The organism is Butyrivibrio sp. VCD2006 (genome assembly GCF_000423925.1).
Classification (GTDB): Bacteria; Bacillota; Clostridia; order Lachnospirales; family Lachnospiraceae; genus Butyrivibrio.
This window is the reverse complement of record NZ_AUIX01000050.1, coordinates 1-20,692: the sequence shown is the minus strand read 5'-3', so window position 1 is coordinate 20,692 and position 20,692 is coordinate 1. Positions and strand designations below refer to the sequence as shown.

Annotated in this window: 27 protein-coding genes; 23 read left to right on the top strand and 4 right to left on the bottom strand. The window is 39.5% G+C overall.

The window, feature by feature from the left end; translation table 11 throughout:
- Positions 1-95 precede the first annotated feature (95 nt).
- From G586_RS0115910 to G586_RS0115900, 3 genes are all read left to right on the top strand, one after another.
- Entirely contained in the window at positions 96-1,061 is a 966-nt protein-coding gene (locus tag G586_RS0115910) for a CPBP family intramembrane glutamic endopeptidase (protein WP_026528520.1), read from the top strand.
- 54 nt (positions 1,062-1,115) lie between these two features.
- Positions 1,116-1,706: a GNAT family N-acetyltransferase gene (locus tag G586_RS0115905; RefSeq protein WP_026528519.1), complete on the top strand. Its 591-nt coding sequence runs from the start codon at positions 1,116-1,118 to the stop codon at positions 1,704-1,706.
- A 158-nt stretch (positions 1,707-1,864) separates the two neighbouring features.
- Complete coding sequence (locus G586_RS0115900) at positions 1,865-2,260, top strand: response regulator (RefSeq protein WP_081674418.1); 396 nt, start codon at positions 1,865-1,867, stop codon at positions 2,258-2,260.
- Positions 2,261-2,347: 87 nt separating this feature from the next.
- Here the strand turns inward: G586_RS0115900 and G586_RS0115895 are convergent, their stop codons facing one another.
- Positions 2,348-3,091, bottom strand: coding sequence for a hypothetical protein (locus tag G586_RS0115895; protein ID WP_026528517.1), 744 nt, complete (start codon positions 3,089-3,091; stop codon positions 2,348-2,350).
- Positions 3,088-3,828, bottom strand: a complete 741-nt coding sequence (locus tag G586_RS0115890) for a queuosine precursor transporter (RefSeq protein ID WP_026528516.1) — start codon at positions 3,826-3,828, stop codon at positions 3,088-3,090. The genes G586_RS0115895 and G586_RS0115890 overlap by 4 nt, the downstream gene beginning before the upstream one ends.
- Positions 3,829-4,270: 442 nt before the next feature.
- Here G586_RS0115890 and G586_RS0115885 point away from each other — a divergent pair, with 442 nt between their 5' ends.
- The 20 genes from G586_RS0115885 to G586_RS0115775 all read left to right on the top strand — a co-directional run bounded on the left by G586_RS0115885 (position 4,271) and on the right by G586_RS0115775 (position 18,127).
- The gene (locus G586_RS0115885) at positions 4,271-4,879 is read left to right on the top strand and encodes an LURP-one-related/scramblase family protein (protein ID WP_026528515.1); all 609 of its coding nucleotides are present in this window, start codon (positions 4,271-4,273) and stop codon (positions 4,877-4,879) included.
- Positions 4,880-5,461: 582 nt separating this feature from the next.
- Entirely contained in the window at positions 5,462-6,451 is a 990-nt protein-coding gene (locus tag G586_RS0115875; RefSeq protein ID WP_026528514.1) for a guanosine polyphosphate pyrophosphohydrolase, read from the top strand.
- A 132-nt stretch (positions 6,452-6,583) separates the two neighbouring features.
- On the top strand, positions 6,584-7,120 hold the full coding sequence (locus G586_RS0115870; RefSeq protein WP_026528513.1) for a DUF7010 family protein: 537 nt from the start codon (positions 6,584-6,586) through the stop codon (positions 7,118-7,120).
- Positions 7,117-7,560 (top strand): LytTR family DNA-binding domain-containing protein, encoded by a 444-nt coding sequence (locus G586_RS0115865; protein ID WP_035773446.1) that lies wholly within the window; start codon positions 7,117-7,119, stop codon positions 7,558-7,560. Before G586_RS0115870 ends, G586_RS0115865 begins: the two co-directional genes overlap by 4 nt.
- 1 nt (position 7,561) lies before the next feature.
- A complete protein-coding gene (locus G586_RS0115860) occupies positions 7,562-7,996 on the top strand; it encodes a hypothetical protein (RefSeq protein ID WP_026528511.1) in 435 nt (144 codons plus the stop codon).
- 16 nt (positions 7,997-8,012) lie between these two features.
- Positions 8,013-8,570, top strand: a complete 558-nt coding sequence (locus G586_RS0115855) for a hypothetical protein (RefSeq protein ID WP_026528510.1) — start codon at positions 8,013-8,015, stop codon at positions 8,568-8,570.
- Between the two features lie 22 nt (positions 8,571-8,592).
- The gene (locus tag G586_RS26305) at positions 8,593-8,757 is read left to right on the top strand and encodes a hypothetical protein (RefSeq protein ID WP_155834221.1); all 165 of its coding nucleotides are present in this window, start codon (positions 8,593-8,595) and stop codon (positions 8,755-8,757) included.
- A gap of 21 nt (positions 8,758-8,778) precedes the next feature.
- Positions 8,779-9,108 carry a hypothetical protein gene (locus G586_RS0115845; protein WP_026528509.1) on the top strand — a complete coding sequence of 110 codons (330 nt, stop codon included), beginning with the start codon at positions 8,779-8,781 and terminating at the stop codon, positions 9,106-9,108.
- A 24-nt stretch (positions 9,109-9,132) separates the two neighbouring features.
- Positions 9,133-9,369, top strand: coding sequence for a hypothetical protein (locus G586_RS0115840; RefSeq protein ID WP_026528508.1), 237 nt, complete (start codon positions 9,133-9,135; stop codon positions 9,367-9,369).
- Between the two features lie 1,116 nt (positions 9,370-10,485).
- Positions 10,486-11,274, top strand: coding sequence for a PDDEXK nuclease domain-containing protein (locus tag G586_RS23440; protein ID WP_255346262.1), 789 nt, complete (start codon positions 10,486-10,488; stop codon positions 11,272-11,274).
- Positions 11,275-11,433: 159 nt separating this feature from the next.
- On the top strand, positions 11,434-11,946 hold the full coding sequence (locus tag G586_RS0115820) for a YfcE family phosphodiesterase (protein WP_026528506.1): 513 nt from the start codon (positions 11,434-11,436) through the stop codon (positions 11,944-11,946).
- 385 nt (positions 11,947-12,331) lie between these two features.
- Positions 12,332-12,490 carry a hypothetical protein gene (locus G586_RS26300; protein ID WP_155834219.1) on the top strand — a complete coding sequence of 53 codons (159 nt, stop codon included), beginning with the start codon at positions 12,332-12,334 and terminating at the stop codon, positions 12,488-12,490.
- 26 nt (positions 12,491-12,516) lie between these two features.
- Positions 12,517-14,628, top strand: a complete 2,112-nt coding sequence (locus G586_RS23435) for a helicase-related protein (protein WP_051204850.1) — start codon at positions 12,517-12,519, stop codon at positions 14,626-14,628.
- 14 nt (positions 14,629-14,642) lie between these two features.
- Entirely contained in the window at positions 14,643-14,792 is a 150-nt protein-coding gene (locus G586_RS26295; protein ID WP_155834217.1) for a hypothetical protein, read from the top strand.
- Positions 14,793-14,895: 103 nt separating this feature from the next.
- Entirely contained in the window at positions 14,896-15,402 is a 507-nt protein-coding gene (locus G586_RS0115800) for a pyridoxamine 5'-phosphate oxidase family protein (protein ID WP_026528505.1), read from the top strand.
- Between the two features lie 123 nt (positions 15,403-15,525).
- A complete protein-coding gene (locus G586_RS23430; RefSeq protein WP_051204849.1) occupies positions 15,526-16,281 on the top strand; it encodes a DNA glycosylase AlkZ-like family protein in 756 nt (251 codons plus the stop codon).
- 16 nt (positions 16,282-16,297) lie between these two features.
- Positions 16,298-16,480, top strand: coding sequence for a hypothetical protein (locus tag G586_RS0115790; protein WP_026528504.1), 183 nt, complete (start codon positions 16,298-16,300; stop codon positions 16,478-16,480).
- Between the two features lie 17 nt (positions 16,481-16,497).
- Complete coding sequence (locus G586_RS0115785; RefSeq protein WP_139176497.1) at positions 16,498-16,773, top strand: hypothetical protein; 276 nt, start codon at positions 16,498-16,500, stop codon at positions 16,771-16,773.
- 48 nt (positions 16,774-16,821) lie between these two features.
- Positions 16,822-17,622, top strand: a complete 801-nt coding sequence (locus G586_RS0115780) for a DUF5131 family protein (protein WP_051204848.1) — start codon at positions 16,822-16,824, stop codon at positions 17,620-17,622.
- Between the two features lie 46 nt (positions 17,623-17,668).
- Positions 17,669-18,127 carry a GNAT family N-acetyltransferase gene (locus G586_RS0115775; protein WP_026528501.1) on the top strand — a complete coding sequence of 153 codons (459 nt, stop codon included), beginning with the start codon at positions 17,669-17,671 and terminating at the stop codon, positions 18,125-18,127.
- Between the two features lie 292 nt (positions 18,128-18,419).
- Here G586_RS0115775 and G586_RS0115770 read toward each other — a convergent pair whose 3' ends face one another.
- Positions 18,420-19,571 (bottom strand): IS91 family transposase, encoded by a 1,152-nt coding sequence (locus G586_RS0115770; protein ID WP_022757609.1) that lies wholly within the window; start codon positions 19,569-19,571, stop codon positions 18,420-18,422.
- A gap of 1 nt (position 19,572) precedes the next feature.
- On the bottom strand, positions 19,573-20,442 hold the full coding sequence (locus G586_RS23425; RefSeq protein ID WP_022757610.1) for a tyrosine-type recombinase/integrase: 870 nt from the start codon (positions 20,440-20,442) through the stop codon (positions 19,573-19,575).
- Between the last annotated feature and the right edge of the window lie 250 nt (positions 20,443-20,692).

Below are 20,692 nucleotides of genomic sequence, written 5' to 3'. Positions count from 1 at the left end.
GGTATTATCTGTGCATATCAGATGCCCTGCTTTTTTATTGTGCTATTTTCAGAATATGAAAAGGTTGTTTGCCGCAAAGAAAGGAAGAATCGAAAATGAAACAACAAAAAGAATTAAATAATATTGGAATAGTATATCTGGTATTGCTTTTGGGGAATATCCTTGTTTGCGCGGGGGGATTTTTCCTGAAAAATTTGGGAGTGAAGGTTCCTATGACGCTTATGACTATCCTGTGTGAATTGTTTATCATGGGCCCGGTTATTATTTATATTAAATCGAAGAATGAGAGTATTACTGAAAGCCTGGGATTCCATAAGGTTAAATTTACTACAATTCTACTTACGATTCTTTTGACAATAGTAGTTACACCTATATTCATGTGTGTAAATCTTATTTCGCAGTTATTTGTATCTAATACTGTTGTGCAGACTACAAACGAAATGATTGATGGTTCAATCATTATGACTATTATAGCAACGTCGGTTATTGCACCGCTATTTGAAGAAGCGACATTCAGAGGATTTTTCTATAATGGAATAAAGGACAGATCTTCAGTATTAAAGGGAGCTATTGTTTCCGCAATTTTATTTGGAATGATGCATCTTAATCTGAACCAGTTCTGCTATGCGGCTGTGCTTGGTTTTATATTTGCACTGGCTAATCAGGCAAGTGGAAGCACTTGGACATCAGTTATAATGCATTTTCTGATCAACATAATAAATGTCGTACAATTGATAATTGCAGCTTTGAGTATGAGGGAACAGGGGGTAGATGTTTCACAGGCTGCAGAGGCTATAAGAATCGATAAAGCTGTGATGCTTAATGCAGTCAGGAGTTATAGTATAATTTCACTAGTATGTGTAGTTTTTGTATGGCTTTTACTGAGAGCTATTGCAAAGAACCAGGGTAATTTAGATAGCTTCAAGGCAGCATTTAGAGGTAAGAGGGCTGAAGGCTCAGATACTTTTGAACACGCAAGAAGTGTCCTGAATGTACCTATGCTGGCAAGTTTGTTTATCGGTGTAGCAGCTATGGTCGTACTCCAGATTACTGTGTTATGAAAAAAGTTTGAACTACGAGCTATATGATGCCGGCCCTTACCGGGGAGAGTAACAATGATATGTAAAGTTGAAAATTTATCGGAAGAGCAGCTTGAAAAAATCCGGCAGCTTGTGGGTGAAGCATTTGTTAACAATGAGCTGTTTCATAACTGGGGACCGATCCCGCAGCGCCGTGAAGATGTGATGAAGTACATGGCATTGTACGTGGACTATGTTTATGAGGCAGGCGAATTATATGCTAATGAGGATTTTACCGGATTCATCGGATTGGAGGATTCCGGGAATGCGCATAAACTTCCTCAGATAAAGATGCTGCTTAGAATGCTGATTAAGATCAGGTTTTCCAGGCTAAAAAGCCTTGTGAGTTTTGCCAAGCAAATTGGAGGATCAAACGAAAAGTATGCAAAGCAGAGACACATTGATGCCCTTATGGTCTGTGTTGATAAGGGATACCAGGGGCGAGGGATCGCATCTGAACTTGTGACATTTGCAAAGGAAATGTCGGATGAGCTTGGCATACCACTTTTATTTGATACGGATATGAAGGATTATGCTGAAATGTATCAGCATCTTGGTTGTGAGCTTTATAATACCGTCACAGCAGATAATGGGGTAACAAGATACAGCCTGTGTTATCACAAATGACTTGAAGTATATTTTTTTACTATTCATTGTTAATGGTTTCTTTACACTTTTTTTCCTTGTACTTTGTTATAATTGTTTATAGAAGAGGATGTTTTGCCAAATAGTAAGTAATCTCATTCTAAACAGCTATTGTCTTTTTCATAAATAATGGAGGAAAAATGATGTTTGAAAAATCCATACTGGTTGTTGATGATGATGATATGATCCGTATGATGCTGGAGAGGACTCTTTCCAAAGAATTCAGGGTCTACACTGCAGAATCAGGTGAGACGGCTCTGGAGATTTATGACCAGAAACGTCCGGATATTATTTTGGCAGACTATATGATGCCTAAGATGAATGGCTTTGAGATGATGGATAAGCTTCATGAGCGTTATGGTCGAGGCATTTTTACCATCTTCATGACTGCTAATGAGCAGGAAGATACCGAGATGGAAGTGTATAAGCATGGATCTCTTGCATTCCTTAGAAAGCCCATCAAGGCGGATGAATTGCTTCATACTATCAGATCATGTATGGACAAGCTTGAGGAAATGAGAAGAGGATTTCAATAATACGATAAAATAATAAGTGGCAGGTCTTTACGTTAAGGCCTACCACTTTTTTTTGCACTTTTATATATTGGTGAAAACAGAATGTTACTATTTATCATGTCCCACGTTATGGGTGTTTTCTTCATCCCATTCATCGAAAATATCAATGTTTGGATTTGCCAATAGTTCCTTATATAACTCGCTACTGTAAAAATCCTTTATTGCGGCTTCGTCGCGCGCAGGACCACCGGGAACAGTAGTGTATATGCTGAGATTTATTCGCTTGAAAAACTTACTGCCAATTTCTAAATCGGCCTTCAGCTGTGAGAAGGTTTGTCCCTCCATACCAAACATCAGATTGATCCACTGGTAATGCTCAGCTATCTGCTGCGGAGTAACATTGGGAAGCCCCTTGTTCAGAATCTTTTCTCTGATATTTTCATCAAAGGTTTCTACGCCACATCTAAAGAGGACATCTATTCCGCGTGATTCAAAGAAATCAACATAAAAAGGATTACAGTCTCTATAAATATAATGACCTTCAAGGATAACTGTTTTAATGCCCTTCTCTACGCAGGTATTTCTTATGTAATTCATGGTTGAAAACGGAAGCTCGGTGTATGATGCTGAACACGTAACATCAAGGCAGGTACATCCAATCTCTTTGCCCCTTACCTGAGCTAAGACCTTCTTGTTTACAGCATCACATGCAAGGACTGATGAGGACTTGTCATCCTGATAGTCGCAAAATGCGCATTTTCCCCATGAACAGCCAAGAGAAACCAATAAAACATTTTCTCTTTTTAATGAAGTTTTATCATCGAACTGATATCTTATAAGATCGTATATCATGCTGCAGCCTCTGTTGTTGTATCGACTTCCTCATTCTCACCTGTCTCATTATCATCCTCAATAAGGATTCCTGAGCGGCCAAGTTTCTTTGCGAAATATAAGAAAGGAGTATCACAAACAGCTATAAGCATCTCAATGAGTGATCCCGCAACAGCTATCTCAAGGCAGTAGAGAAGAGGATATGTGCCTACGAATGCGAGAATTGAAAATGCAAAGTTCTCAGCGCAGTTGCAGATGATGGTAGAGATGTTATTTCTAAACCACATATGCTTTTCGCCTGTCTTTTCCTTGATTTTCTGATAAATGATAACATCGCACCAGTTGGATAATAAAAACATCAGACCAGATGCAGCTGTGATTCTTATGGACATTGCAAAAATGTTTTTCATGCCGGGATCAACAACGTCATATGAATTTGGAATGAAGCCGAGCGTAAACTGAGCAAAAATGATGTAGGCAACAAGTGCACCGGCTGCGATTTTTACCGCGTTCTTACTGGCCTTGGCGCTGTATTTCTCATTTAAGATGTCGGTTGCGAGATAAGTAGATGCAAACATGACATTTCCAAGTGCTGTTGATATTCCTGCAATATCAACCTGCTTTGTAATCTGGATATTGGCAAATACAACTGCGAGAGCCATCCAGGTGTACAAGCCCCACTTGCCAAAAAGCTTATCCATTATAACCACTCCGGAAAAGCAGATGATTAATTCAAAAATTCCTAAAAATAAATTCATTGTCAAAAAACCTCTCTTTATATTGCTCAGAGCGGTTAGAAACATTTAATTGCAGAAGTATTTCAGGGGGAATTGCCGGTGAAATAAAAAATGCTCTGCGAATAAATACGCAGAGCAATTAGAATGCATAAAATTTCTAATCAGCCCTGGTTTTGTTTAACGACAGGATGGTGCAAACGAACTGTCGAGTTTCATAAATATAAGTAAATAACCTTGGCTATACTACACTGTTTGTTAAAGTATGTCAACCTGCGGTATTTTCTTATGTTAAAACGTGTATTTTGCTAAGAAAGTGCTTCAAATATGCTTAATGATGCCATATACTAAAATCTAATAGGGGGAAACTATTTTTTTGTTTAAATGAGAAATTCCTCCAGATTTCTTGTTGAACAAAAAACGCACATTAACTTTAAAATATGAAAAAAGAAAGGATGGAAAGAGCATGGGGGTATTTTCAACAGTACACAGATTCAGAGAGGCCGGAGAAGAAGCTAATGTTAACAATGTAGAGCGCTTTGGACAGCCGGCAAAATCACTTTTTACAACTTCAAAGGTATTCACGCTTCATCATAAGATCGACATAACAGATTCTAATGAGAATGTATTATATCATGCGGAGACGAAATTTCCTTCTCTTCATGACAAAACAGATATATTGGATGCGTCAGGTGCCAGCATTGCGCACATAGAAAGGAAACTCATTTCTCTTCACGAAAGGCATTTAGTCACGATGTCAGACGGAACTGCTTTCCAGATCTCAAACGAGATTCTTCATATAGTAAAGGATATCACGAATATTGAGGGACTCGGCTGGCAGCTTCAAGGTAACATTCTGGGGCTGAATTTTGAATTGTATGATGAGAATGGCCAGATCGTTGCAGTAATAGCTCAAAAGATGCTTTCAATCCATGATAAATACTGCATAGACATTTACAGACCTGAGTATGAGAAGATTGTAGTTGCGATTCTTATCACTCTTCAGCACATGATTAAGGATAGGGAAAATGCGTCAAGTTCTTCTGCCTCATCCTCATCATCAGCATCAAACTAATTACAGGACACTGTGATAGTTGTGTGATATAGATATTGATAACATTACCTCATCAAGAGAAAACAACCAGAGGAAAAAACGGAGGTAATAATCATGATCTATAGAATTTTAATGTTTTTCGGAATACACGTTAGAAGATATATTGCTTGCCCTTCAAACAGATAAATACATTATTTTCGGGTAAAGAGCAGGGAATATTTCAAGACCTTCATATCCTTCATGAAACTAAAATCCACGCAATATGGAATTATTCATGAAAAATCAGGCTATAGAATATATGTTTTGTTGCTTTCATGGAATATATGAATACAGATGATATTATTAATGACTTTGTGGAAGTGACATGATATAAATAGCCTACAAAGAATGGAGGGAACAATGGCTGATACAAATGATATGACACTGCTTTCTCAGGAAGAGATAGATAAGTTAATTAAAAAGATGGAAGAGGAGAAAAACTCCTAAGAAGTCGAGATCTAATGATCCGCGTAGTAAAAGATTTATAAATCGTGACAAATTAGTATGTGAGGCAAAGGTGCACTTTTTTAGTGCGTCTTTGTCTTTTTTTGAGGGTAATTGGGGATGATAACACTAAATGATTATTTGTACAATGGGGATACTGTATTAAAGATAATACAGATGTATTCAAGAGATCTGAAAGAGTCATCAATAGAAACCGGAAATAAAGTAGATATGCTTCACAGCAATTTTCTCCTAAGGATCGAAGAGCTGCTGGTGCATAATGAATTCCTTACGTCACAGTCCCAGAGAATTCGCGAGCTATATAAATATATGACAGAACAATATCCGTTTTTGGCGTTTTCTTTTAAGGGAAGGATCAAATCTCTGATCAGGGCAGAGGAGAAGTTTAATGCGTATATAGTTGAGACAATCTACGACTACTATAAAGAGAACGGAAATTTCCCAGAAGCAGCCCAGATAAAGGGTAAAATAGAGCATTTTCGCGACCTGATAGCATACAGGATTGTTCTCTCAATGCCCAAATGTCATATAGAAGAAGGCGTATCGAGGGAGGAAACAGAACTTAAATATCTCTATGAAGTAGCGGATATGTTGCCTGATTTTTTGGAAAGGAGAGGCTTTAGTCCCGAGATATCAGCCGTAAAAGAGCAGGCATTTTCTGAGAGACTCAGCGAATCAGTAAGACCGTATTTTCGTGACTATATTGTAAACCCGAGTGCATATGGGTATCAGTCGCTGCACATAACCTTGTATGATAATGAGACCAGAAGCTATGTTGAAGTGCAGTTAAGGACGAAGGATATGGATGACAACGCGGAGATAGGTCCGGCCAATCATCTTGGATATGAGAAGAGGCAACAGGAAGAGCGGGCAAGAAGAGATAAAATCCCGCAGGGAGAATGCATTTATTTTGACGAGGCTTATGAAAGAGGAATGCTTTTGCAGCAACTGGAGCTTTCGAAAGTTGACGTCAATATGTTTGGCGCGATCAATAACAGCCTGATAAATGATGGATGCGGATTATACAGAGGAAGACTGATTTTGCCCTTCGAACATTTATCAAGATTTCAGAATGATGTGATTGATTGAAATGGACCATTATTCGCTTTTCTTATGGCAACATAGTAGCCCATTTTGTACCGCTTAGTGCTAGAATTATTGAGGGGAGTTTTTTATGACGTTATGATGTGTCCATAAAGCAGATCACAGGAGGATTTACAGATGGATGCATTAAAGAAAGACGCTATAATGACGCAAAAAAAGGGGCTTCCTTTTATCATGGCTTCCGTAGTGATATGGATGATCATTTTTCTTTTACAATTTGGGGACAGGGGAATAAAAGCAACAAACATGATGACTTTCATGTGTTCATGCCTTCTGATGCCTCTGGCATTCTTTTTTTCCAAAATCGTAAAAGCGGATATTTTTAAAAAGACAGATAACCCAATAAACAAAATGGGTTTTTTATGCACGATGAATCAGATGTTGTATATTCTCATCGTTATGTGGGCCTTCAGTCAGAAGCCTGATGCAATGATGATGCTGTACGCTATGGTATTTGGCGCACATCTTCTACCTTTTGGATGGGTGTACAACAGTCGCGGATACACTTTTGTATCCATCACCGAAACCATAGGTGCCCTTATTCTGGCGATGAGCTTTGGAAATGCCGTTGCCGCAGCCTTTATGGTCATCATGGAAGTAGTGTTGACCATACTTCTTTTTATCGAATTGCGAAAGGAATCACAGAGTAGTTGAAAGCAGAGATCGTAAAAGACCGCACAGATGAATCAGTAAAGGTTGAAATCCACTGCAAGGAAGTTACTGCGGAGGTTTCTAGGCTGAAGAGCCATATCGACAATTACAGGGCCGGAATAGCCGCGTTAGACGAGGGAGAGATTTGCCTTGTTGCGTTGGATGATATTTTTTTCATTGAATCAGTAGATAAAAAGACCTTCATATACACAAAGGAGAAGGTTCTAAGCACAGATAAAAGGCTTTACGAGCTGGAAGCCTTGCTGGATGGCAGAAACTTTTTCAGGTGTTCAAAGTCGGTGATTCTCAATTTGAACAAGGTGGTGAAACTAAAGCCTGAGATAACCAGAAATATTCTCGCCACCCTTGAAAATGGCGAGATAGTGGTGATTTCAAGGCGCTATGGATCGGAACTTAAGAGTCTTTTGGGAATAGGTGGTTGAGATGGGAAATATTAAAGAATTATTGATATATGTGCGAAACGGGATAGCGCTTGTGTTTTCCTGGCTGGTGATATGCACGGTCATAGCCTCATTGACAGTGGGAAGCGGCGCAATATCCGCAGTGTATCTTGTTAAGCTCTTTCTTCTGGGGCTTTGGGCGGTTGTCTCCTTTGTTGTGAGCTTTAAGACCGGATGGTCTCAGAAAAAGGGATTCATTTTCTCTCTGACACTTTTTTATTTAATGTTTATTCCTGTTGAGATCGCAATGTTTTACTACATGGGGATATTCAGTACCGCAGGGAGCCTTAGCTCCTGGCTCATATTTGTGGGCATCGTACTGGGCGCCTACATTGTGTCGGTAATTGTGGATTTTTTAATTATGAGAAAAAGGGCTATAATATTTACTGAGAAGATCAGGGAGTTTAACTCAAAGTGATAATGGAGAGAATATTATGGCCAGAGCTGTTAATCTCGTAATTGTCGTATTGGAAATTGTCAGCCTGTTAATCACACTTAAGGCAATATCATTTAAGAAAAGCCTTGTGTTCTATACCCAGATCTCAAATATGATGACGCTTGTTGCGTCTGCGCTGTTAGTGATATTCGGAGATAAGGGGGTTATTGTTGTTCTAAGGTATCTGAGCGTATGCATGCTTGTAATGACCTTCTTTGTTACGGCCTGCATACTTGTTCCTATGTCCGGAAAGGCCAAGGAACTTCTTTTTTCCGGAAGTGGACTTTACCACCATCTGCTGATCCCTATTATATCTACGATTTCGTATCTCTTTATCGAGATTAAGGCAGCATTTTCATGGGTGTGGCTACCTGTGGCAGTGACGCTGTTTTACGGGATTCTAATGGTGTTTTTGAACTATAAGGAGCGTGTTGAAGGTCCATATCCATTTTTCAGGATTAAAGTCCAGGGGATAAAAAAGACGATACTATGGATGCTTGCGCTTTTACTGGTAATTGGCATAATTTCTGCAGGGGTCTGCGGACCGGTAGTATAATTGATAGAAACGGGAGGATGAAGTGGAAGAGTTTTATATTGACAGTGATGGCATTCGCCTTCATGTGAAGCTTGACAGGGTGGGAGAAGGAAAAGGACCGCTCTGTATTCTGATTCATGGATTTACGGGACATATGGAGGAGGATCACATTATTGCGGCTAAGGCGGTAAGGGATTTTTTTCGTTGAACTAATATTGTTGGAGGAGCAATGGGAGCACTAATTATTTGGCTGGTAGTAATGATTCCTGTAAGCGCATTACTTACAGGACTTGGAATCTTTGCCTGGAGAAGGCAGAAACCAATGTGGTTCTGGTCAGGACAGACAGTTGCTGAAGATGAGATAGCTGACATAAAAGCGTATAACAGAGCTAATGGCATAATGTGGATCGTTTTTTCTTTGTTCATGTGGATTAGTACGTTTATGGCATTCTCGAACATGAAACTGGCAGGGATGGTAATGCTCATAACATGCATTCTCTGTGTGCCTGTGTTGCCTTTTGCCTATTGGAGGATTTATAAAAGATATAAGAGAGAATAGCGTATCACGCAGATGGAGGTGTTTATGGGAAGAATCAGCAAAGCCATCGAAAAGAAAAAGAAAGAACTCATGTGGCTTAAGATAAAGCTTGGAATCAAGGCCGCCGCTATAGTTCTTTTGCCTGTGATCATAGGGATAGTTATCCATATCATCAAAAAGAAGGCAAAAAAGCACGTAAAGAGCAAGATCAAGGAAAGCATCAGAAATCACAGGGAAAAGAAGTGTGTAGAAGAGGATGATGAATCTATAGCTTTAGAGTAGAGAGGGCTTCAAATGCTTTCACAGACATGGAGGAAAGCTCTTTGTCTGATGGAATTACAGACATCAAATCTTATAATCAAACTTTAAAGAGAGTTTCAAATTGCTGCTGCAAATTTTGATTTCACAAATATAAGCAGGCAAAAGCGCTGCTCCAAGCATCAATTCCTTTAACAAGCACCTTTCAAACAGGGGCCAAACAGTCTCTTTAGTTCCGAAAATGTCCTTTTGGCAACAAAATTCATTTTTCAGAGTAGCTTGTTGCCAACTTTGAGGATTAGATTGATTTCTGATTCCCCTTTTTAGCGCTGTTGGCAACAAATAGCTTCATACTAAAGTGAATTGTTGCTACTAAGAATTCTACATTTTGTTCAGTGACAACAAACTAAGAAAAAGCTTCTTTAATTATTGCTTCTTGAGCAACAAAAAATCTCAAAATGATTTTATTGTTGCCATTTCATTTTTTGAAGCTAAAAATGAAGTGCTTACATGAAGAAAAACAGCAACAAGATGGTTCCAAATGAACGTATTTGTTGCTGTTTCATTTATTTGACCTTTATTTGATATGTTGCCAATAGTATTCATTAAATGACATTGCTTATTTTCCAAAAAACATGCCGCTTTTGTCTGCCTTTCAGACAAGACTGGGTTAATATTTATAGTCTTTAGGCTATCATCGACAAAGTGTTTTATTGCATCAGCGGAGACAGCATGCAAGCACAGTGGTAACAGCATCCATCAGATTATTGAATGCATCTGAAGTAACTGAAACAGATCGGGTTATTTTTCCACGAATTTGAATGATCATTTCTTGGGTAAAGAGCGTCTAAAGCCCGTTGGAAAAGACCTTTTTAATATTAAAGATAGTGTATAATAGCATTGTTACACATGATTCTATGAGAGTGCACTATAGATACTATAGAAAGATGTTAGTATGAAAATAAAAATGAAAATGTTTAGGTGAGAAGTTTATAACCCATCAAAAATGAGATAATTACTACATCTCAAGGGAGGTGCAGTTGTTTGAAAAGATTAAGGAGAACAGATAATAGTGAGTGAAATAACAGAGCTTCTTACAAAAACGACAAGCTATCAGAGTATAAAGAACTTCTCAAAGAAATAGGAAGTAGATTCAGACAGAGCCAAATTAAAGCATCAATGAAGGTAAATAATGAAATGCTCGCTTTTTATTTCTGGCTTGGGAGTCAAATTTCTATTTGGAAGCAGGATAGTTTTGGTGGAATAAGTTTTTATAAAACACTAAGCAAGGACTTGGTAGATATGTTTCCAGATGTAAAGTCCTTTTCCACTACAAATCTTAAGTATATGCAGTATTTTTATGAAATGTATACGAGTCCACAAGCTGAGGACTCCGTGAATACAAGCAGTCCACAACTTGTGGACTTGCGTGATTCCGGGATTTTCAGCATTCCTTGGGGGCACAACAGAGTAATTATCGATAAGTGTAGAGGCGATATAAATAAGGCAATGTTTTATGTGGCAAAGACTCTTGAAAATAACTGGTCGAGGGCGGTGCTGCTTAATTTTCTCGATACAGATTTGTATGAAAGACAAGGGAAAGCTATAACAAACTTCCAACAGACATTACCTGCTACAGAAAGTGATTTAGCACAGGCAATTACAAAAGATCCGTATAGTTTCGACTTTTTGACCATAAGAGAAAAATATGATGAAAAAGAGCTTAAAGGCGAAAATGATGCTCCAACATTAGGACTTATAATATGCAAATCAAAGGATAATGTTAAAGCCCAGTATGCGCTCGAAGCAAGCAGTCAGCCCATGGGAATCTCAGAGTATGACATTACAAAATTTATACCTGAAGGATACAGGAGTTCATTGCCTACAATAAAGGAAATTGAAGAAAACTTAGGCAATCAGAAGGCATAATATTGATATTTAATTTTGCACCAAGCGAGTACATAATCTGTCGAGGAAATATCCTAGATGAATTGGCAACTAAAATTAAGGATTGATAGATGATAATTAATTCTACAAATCTATTTTCATACTAATACCTATAGAAGAAAACAGACCGGAGATATAACTATGAACGTAAAACTTCTTGTAATATCAGATTCACATGGATACCCGGGATTTGCGAAAAAGGCTATCGAAAAGGAAGCTCCCTTTGATATCCTTGTTCATTGCGGCGATATCCAGGAGCCCATCACATCCATAACCGGAGAAAATCCACCATATGAAGTTAAAATTGTGCGTGGCAACTGTGACTATGGAAACAGCCTTCCTCTTGATGAAGAATTCAAGGCGGGATTCTTAAGCGTTTGGGCAACACATGGCAACGCCTATAATGTCAAATATGAGGAAAACCTCAAGACCCTAAAGGAAGCTGCCAAATCAAGGCACGCCGACCTTGTCCTCTTCGGACACAGCCACTATGCAGAGATAGTTGTGGACAAAGAAGAAAAAATCACTCTCGTAAACCCGGGAAGCATCTGCTATCCCCAGGTCACTGGCGACAAGGCCACATATGCAGTTATAACAATTAAGGATGACTACGATATAATCCCGGAAATCAAAGAAATAGAAGATTCACTATAATTCCGGAAATCAAAGAAATTGAGGATTCACTATAACCCCGGAAATCTAAGAAATAATAAATCGGCTGCCAATGGTTTTGGCAGCCGATTCTTTACATTAACTATCAATTACTCGTTGTTGTTGTCATAAAGCTTTTTTCTAATTCTGGAACATGTGGTGAATAATAATTTTTACATCTTATGGCTGAATCTTTAACATATTGACCACATTTATTACATATTCCCATTTGTGAAATCTCCTAAATATATATGTTTTATGCAATTAGAAAAATAAAGATTGCAATTTTCATGGTATCAGCTTCCTGTACGAAACAAAGGACATAAGGTTTTCTACAAACATCATACCATTTATAATTAGTTAAGGGAAAATGGAAATGGGGGTTATTATGAACAGATCTGAGCTATTTACAAGCATTCTCATGGAAAAGAATGATGAAAAACTTTATAAGCTGATAGAGGACATGTCAGAGAGGGATGCAAAATACATGCTTCTTATGCTGACAAGAATGGTTCAGAAGCATGCACCAGCAGAAATGCTAAAATAGATATGTTAATGCGGACGAGGATTTGAATGAAGAAAAGACGTACAAACCATTATCGGGCAAAAAGAAAGAGTTTCAATGCAGAGTTTAGGGAGGTTTGTGAGAGTTTTCCCACCGAAGCTTTTGAGGCATTTTTTAATACGGATCATCTTACTGTGCCATTTGCAGTTTATAGCGAGCTCCTTAATATCTTAAGGACCGAGAGAATCTATGTAAATTCGAGAAATGCGTACGGGAAAAATGAAAAGCAGGAGTTGTCAGGTTCTGATGTAGAGAAATTCTGTAATAATTTCCAAAGAAAAGTAAATGGAGTATATCTTACTCAGATAATGCCTGAGATGGGGCATGTGATAGTGGATGCCCTCTGGGAATGTAATGATACAGAGATTTTGGAATTCATTACATCCGGTAAGAAAAAGGCAGTATCTAAAGCTATTATGAAGTATCTTCGTGAATCAAAGCATATGAAGTATATCATAGCTTTCATTAAGGATAATGCAACGGAGCATGTGGTATTTGAGCAGGTGATGAAGAATCCCCGCTATCAGAGAGCAGCAAGGCGTTATCAGAAGATAATGGAGGCAAAGAAGCTTCTTTTTGAGAATATCGAGAGTTCTACACCTGATGACTATACAAAACTGTTTCCTCTTGCAAGGCAGATGGACAGGCATTTTATCCTTCATATAGGTCCTACAAATTCGGGGAAAACCTATCAGGCCATGGAGGACTTAAAAAACGCAGAGAATGGAATATATTTAGCACCTCTTCGCCTTTTGGCATACGAGCAGTATGAGAGGATGAACAGGGAAGGTGTTCCCTGCTCCATGATCACAGGAGAAGAGCGGATTCTTATGCCGGGGTCCTTCCACCAGTCATCGACAATAGAGATGCTTGACCTTGAAGAAGAGTGGGAAATGGCAGTTATAGACGAGGCACAGATGGCTGCTGACAGGCAAAGAGGCGGCTACTGGACGTCTGCCATTTTGGGAGTAATGGCAAAGAAGGTACACGTATGCGCATCTGCTGACGCCACAGACCTTCTTATCAGAATGATAGAGTCCTGCGGGGACACATATGAAGTGCAGCATCATGAAAGAAAAACGCCGCTTGTAATGGACGAAACCGCGAAGGAGTTCAATTTCCCTAAAGATGTACAAAGGGGCGATGCCCTTATTGTGTTTTCAAGAAAAGATGTGCACAGCGTTGCGGCTGAGCTCCAGCAGCATGAAATAAAATGTAGCATCATTTACGGCTCTCTTCCATATGACGTAAGGCACAGGGAAGCAAAGAAGTTTGCTGAGGGTGAAACGGAAGTTGTTGTTGCAACTGATGCCATTGGCATGGGAATGGACCTTCCTATTAGACGGATAGTTCTCCTTCAGACTATAAAGTTTGACGGAGTTGATGAAAGACCACTAAACTCCGCTGAAGTAAAGCAGATAGCCGGAAGAGCCGGAAGATACGGCATCTATGATACAGGATATGTAACCTCTTACTACGACTATGAGACCATAGAAGGACTATTGTTTTGCAGGCTCGTTCCCCTAAGGCAGGTTATGATAAACATTCCGGAGGATTTCCTCCATAAAGACGGGAGGGTATCTGAGATACTTGAGACATGGAACAAGATACCTGCTGAAAAGTACTACAACAAGGGAGATATCTCAGAGAAGATAACAGTCGCAAGAGCTCTTGAAAAGATAAGAGATAGCAGACAGCTTATAAGGAAATTCATAAGGATTCCGATAGATGATGGGAATAAGGATACATTCGGAGTTTACCTTGATTACTACGGCATTCTTGTAAGTGGGGGATACCCGAACATAGACAGGACAATGGCGCAGTACTCCGCTGAAACTGTGGATGAAGATGATAAGAATGCACTTCTTTTGCTTGAAACAGCAAGTGCGGTGTATGATTTTCTATATTCATTTACAAGGATATTTGGCAGTCAGGGTGATCTTGGGAAAATACTTGATGGAAAGCTTCTTATATCTGAGAAGATATTTAAGATCCTTGATAAACAGGAACTTAATTTAAGAGCCTGTCCATACTGCGGAAAGAAGCTCAAGTGGTCTTATAAATTTAATATGTGTCAGGAGTGTTTTAGAAAGAGAAGACACTTAAGAAAGCAAAGATAACAGGAAGTAAAAACATGAAGAAGATTAGATTAAGATATATACTTAGTCTGTTTTTCTATTTGCAATATTACAGGGTTAAGCCTATGACAGGATATCTGTTTGGGATGGTACCGCTTATGACAGAAGCGATAACAATGGGGATATTTGAATTTTTAACAAAATAGGAGCTGGGGACCGTTAGCGTCTGTTCTTTAGACGGTTACGGACCCCGTATCCGACTGGACTACGTCAGATTTAAATATAGGTATAGAGAGGTGGAACATAAAAATGTGGGAAATGGACTATGATCAGGCGGCAGCTGTATGGATCAATAAGGATAAGGAATCTGTCCATATGGAAAAGAGGGATCTAAAGAATAAGATTGATGAATTCATAAAGGCACATAATACTTGTGCGCTTGCTACAGCATCAGGTGATTTTGTCAGATGCACACCAATAGAATACAACTACATTGATGGAAGCTTTTACCTTTTTTCGGAGGGCGGTCTGAAATTCAAGGCACTTAAGGATAATAACCATGTGGCATTTGCTATCTATGAACCTTATGGAGGATTTCATGAGCTAAAGAGCCTTCAGGTAATGGGAACTGCCAGTATGATTGAGCCATTTAGTGATGAGTACATAAAAATCATGGAGATGAAAAAGATTCCGGTTGAAGCAATGAGAAAACTTCCAATGCCGATGAACCTTATAAAGATTGTTCCGGAAAGCTTTGATTATCTTGAGTCGGATTTAAAGAAAGAGGGATTTGCCAGCAGGCAGCACATGGAATAAGGAAGTTGCAATGACTAGAGAGCAGCAAAGACAACTTAGAGAATTAAAGACAGCTTTACCTAAGATGATTAAGGGGCTCGCCAGAGAAAAGAAACTGGGGAAAAAAGACTTCATGCTTTATCCATGCACTGGAGCGGTGACTGGGATAAGAAATCTGCTGCAGCAAGATCTGTTCTTGAGCAGCTATATACAGATGGGGAACTTATTATTCATCATAAAAAGGGAAGTCGTAAGTTCTATGATCTTACGAAAAAATATCTGCCTACATCAATTTTGGAAGCCGAGAATCCTTGTAAAGACGAGGAGAGTTTTATCTGCTGGAGGGTGCTTAGGAGAATCGGTGCGATAGGGCTTCTTTGGGACAAGAACAGTACAGCGCTTCTTGGAATTAACATAAATGCTGAAACGAGAAAAAAGATATTGTTAAGACTTACGAATGAAGGTAAGATCTGTCCGGTCATGGTTGAAGGGCTAAAAACTGCATTCTACTATCTTTCTTCTGACGACTCTCTAATGAGACAAGTACTCGAAGGAAGTGCAGACATAAAGCCCAGGATGTCATTTTTAGCACCACTTGATCCTCTGATGTGGGATAAGGCACTGATACTTGCTCTGTGGGATTACCAGTACTCCTGGGAAATATATACACCGGCAGTAAAGCGTAAATATGGGTATTACACGCTGCCTATTCTCTTTGGAGAACAGTTCGTTGGAAGAATAGAGGCTATCCCAGATAGGAAGAATAAGATACTTTGTGTTAAAGGACTATGGTGGGAGCAGGGAATTCGGAAAACAAAAAAGCTGGATGCAGCACTCCAAAGAACGCTGAAGGTATTTAGTAAGTTTAATGACTGTGATTGTTTTACTGGAATATGCTGATCGTGAGGAAGGGTTCATGTGGAAGATAAAGCAGATATTTGATGGAGACTTTGGATGCGAGGAGCTCGCACCCGGAGAAAGGCCAAAGGTTTCCGTAACTCTTGAAAATGAAGAGGGTCAAACAAAGTTTGTATCTGTAGAAGATGCATGGCTTACGGATAGAGGGCTTAATATAGGAGATGTTTGGCCTGCGGAGTGAAAGAAGGAATAGTTACGATGAAAAAGACAATAGCAATTATAGCCGGTGTAATACCGGCAGTTTCTGCAGTAATAGCAATTTTTCTGATGGTATCACACTTTGATTCCGCGGTGATCAGGACAGTAATTAACATAACTACATTTCTTGGATTTTTAGGATTTGTATTCTTTTTTGCTGGCCGCAAGCTTGCGGGAGGGGATAAAACCGTCCGTATCCTAGGTGTTTTGGATCTGCTTGCTACGGCAAGTATCGTTGGATTCTACATTGTTGCAATCTTTGCATTTGGGCTGTGACTTTGGGATAGTGGAGAGGGATTCATATTTAACTGGAAGGCTTTCATAATGGAGCAATTATCATTTTTTGAGGAAAAGTACAATGATCCACGGACTCCGCTCGCTCTAAACTGGAATCTGTGGCATGGATGCACCAGAGCGAGTACAGGGTGCCTAAATTGTTATGTTTACCGAAGAGATGAATCCATAGGGAAGGACCCTACAGTTCTTCATAAGACAGATAACTTTAACCTCCCAATCCGAAAACTAAGGTCAGGACAGTATAAGGGCATGTATAAGGTTCCATGCGGGTCACATATTTATACATGCTTTTCTTCAGATTTCTTTCATCCCGATGCAGATGGATGGAGAAAAGATGCCTGGGAAATGATGCATGAGCGTTCGGATTGTACATTCTTTATGATTACTAAAAGACCTGAGCGTATTGCAGCTCATCTCCCAGCAGGATGGGGGAACGGATGGGAGAATGTTACGATAGCCGTTACCTGTGAGAATCAGGATATGCTGGACAAGAGACTTCCGGTTTATCTGGATCTTCCGATTTATCATCATGCCGTGATGATAGAACCTATGCTGACTGAGGTGGATCTAAGTTCATATATCGAAAAATACAGGACTTCCGATGGACGACCGCTCATCGAGGAGGTTTCCGTAGGTGGCGAGTCTGGAGCAAATGCAAGGGTCTGCGATTATAAATGGGTAGAGAAGGTATGGGTACAGTGTAAAGAGAACGGAATCTCATTTTATTATCACCAGACAGGAGTTAAACTGATTAAGGATGGGAAGCTTTATAACATCCCAAGAAAGCTGCAGCATATCCAGGCGCATAAAGCTGGATTGGATTTATAACTTTCAGTATAAACGGTTAAGCAAATCGCAGCTTGCGGAGGCAATGATGATAATTCCTGTAAACGAACAGAATATAATGGATGCGGCAATTATTCATTCCATATCCTGGAGAGAATCACACAGAGATTTTTGCACTCCGGAATTCATAGAGATCCATTCACCCGAACGACAGCTAAGGTATATACACGATAAGATGGATAAAGGAACCAGGTTCTTTACGCTTGTGGATGAAGCTCCTGTGGGTGTCGTTTCGGTGACAGAAAACCTGATCGAGGATCTTTATGTCCTTCCGGAAAAACAAAATATGGGATATGGAACGGAATTGCTGCAGTTTGCAGTCGGTCAATGTCCGGATACTCCTTCGTTATGGATCCTTGAGAACAATGTTAACGCGGAAAGGCTATATCGCCGTATGGGCTTCACGAAAACCGGAAGGATCAACGCGATTACAGATGAACTCGCAGAGATTGAGATGGCATTGGAACAGACAGATTCCAGTTTGTAGAGATAATGTGTTAGCGCGTTATATCGGAACGTGAACAATCGGTGTAAGACCAAACAAAAAAACAGACTTCATATATTCAAAATCTGTCCTTTTGTTTGGGCTTCAGACCGATTTTCATCTGAGTGAACTAAGTCGCGTCCGGGTGGCTGTGGAATTTCAATCTGCCACCATTTAAACAAATCTTATCATTATTTCTTGTTTTAAGACACCAGTTATTCTCAAATACAGTCTTAATTCCACGCAAAATAAGCCTTCGTTAAAAGGCTTGTCCATCGATATGAGATCCACTTATTCAACAAAGCATATATCTGCCATCTATACGAAAAGTGATGAGAGGCTCACCACATTTGGAACATTTGCAAATGTCATGGTTGTAAAGAATCTTGATCTTTTCAGCAGTTGTTTTTCCTCTGAGCTTAGATAAATACTGTTCACATCCGAGAAGATTTCTGCAGAGAGTCATTTTCTGAGATTTGCACCTACAGGCAAGGAGACCATAGTAGCGTATCCTTACAAATCCCTTAGGAAGTATGTGGAGTAGAAATCGCGATATGAACTTTTCTCCTGAGATTGTCATTGGCCTGTATTTACCATCTGTGCGATAGTCCTTTGCGCTGAAGGTTACATTATCAGAATCCATGCTCAGAATACGCCTGTTACTAATGGCAATCCTGTGAGTATATTTTCCAAGGTACTTAAAAACTTCCTGGGCTCCTTTAAATGTCTGCTTGGAATAGACAACCCAATCCATAGCGTAAAGCTTATCAAGAAGACTCTTGAATTCGTACTGATTCCTCAGTGCTTCTGCATTTCCTGTGTAGGATAGTTTATCGGATTCATGAAGGGATTTCAGCTCTTCCAGATAGTACTTTTTAAAAACAGCAGACATGACTTTTACCGGTAGAAAGAATTTATTTCCTTTGTCTTTCCAATGGTTCTTATCATCAAGCCCTCCTCCCAAAACTATCGTATGAATATGTGGATGGTAATTAAGCTTGGAACCCCATGTATGAAGGATGCAGATATATCCTATCTTTGCTCCAAAGTGTTTGGTATCCTTGGAAAGTTCTGACAGCGTTTTATTAGTTGCATGGTAAAGGGCATCATAAAGAAGCTTCTGATTAGCATAGATTAATGGATACAAAAGTCCAGGTACAGTAAATACAGTATGGAAATATGGCGCATCAAGCACATCTTCACGTCTTAAGTCTATCCACTCATCGACTTCCATTGCCTGGCACATAGGACAATGCCTGTTCTTGCATGAATTATAGTGAATAAATTTAGAATGACAGGATTCGCATTCACTCACATGGGCACCCATTGCTGCTGTACGACAGGACCTTATGCACTGAATTGCCCTGAACTGCTCATCAGAAAATGATCTGTCAGCAATCGTAGGAAGAAACTGTTCAAAAACATCCTGAATAGTTATTTTATCCATGTCAGTCTTCCTTTTTCTTTCTCTTGCGCTTCTTTTTCTTGGGAGTATCTAAAGGACTTTTAACACCCATGATGGCTTTGTTTGAAACATGGATATAAACCTGAGTAGAATTCGGAGATCTATGCCCGAGCATAGCCTGAACATACTCTCTGTCAGTATGATTCTCAATCAGATGGGTGGCGAAGGAATGGCGTAGCATGTGGGGATGCAGCTTGATACCAGCTTCTTTACCTATTCTTTTCATCATGATCTCTACACCGCCGACATGAAGCGGATTATGAGGATTCTTCAGCGTAACAAAAAGATAATCCCTCGGTACAGGATAGGAGCGCCAATACTGTTTCAAGAGATCTAAGGTTCTTTCTGAAAGAATAGTCCAATGATCTCCTCGATTTTTGCTGTTGCGTACGTGAACCTGCATAGTGCTCATGTAAATATCGCCAGGTGCAAGCCTGACAACTTCACCTGCACGTAGTCCTGAAGAATAGACAAGAGCTATTATGGCTTTGTTCCTGATGTTTTCAGCAGTGTCTATTAGTTTTTCAATTTCTTCCAAAGAAAGAGTTTGTGGTAATGTCCAATCAATCTTCATTCTGGGAACGATATCAAGATCCCACGGGATATGCAGCAGATGTTTATAAAAGAATGAGAGCGCAGAAGACATAGAATTGCAGTAACCGGGTGTTGCACCGTCATCCTTGCGTTCCAGAATGTAATTCCGGACATCATAAAGAGAGAGCTCTGAAATAGGCTTATCTCCAACCCAATCCAGGAACTTGGTAGTATGAAACTTATAGATAAAACACGTTCTTGGCGAAAGGTTTCTTATTTCGCATTCCTTTTCAATTTTTGTTAGAATTTCTTCGTACATAAAAACCTCCATAGTAAGTAGTAATCTGAAAGTTACCCTAACCATGGAGGCGGACGTTCCCAATGAAAGTGCTTGTATGAAGTAATGATAAATGATACGCTTTTCATGGCAGTAGTAGTGGTCCTGGTAATGTTCGGTTTTTGTGTGGTAACTTAAACATACATCATCATAGTTTCACTATCTACTGCTTTTTGAGTAAAAGAAACGCTGCGCCACAGCCTTGGCAGGCCGTCGCGCAGCGACTTAGTTC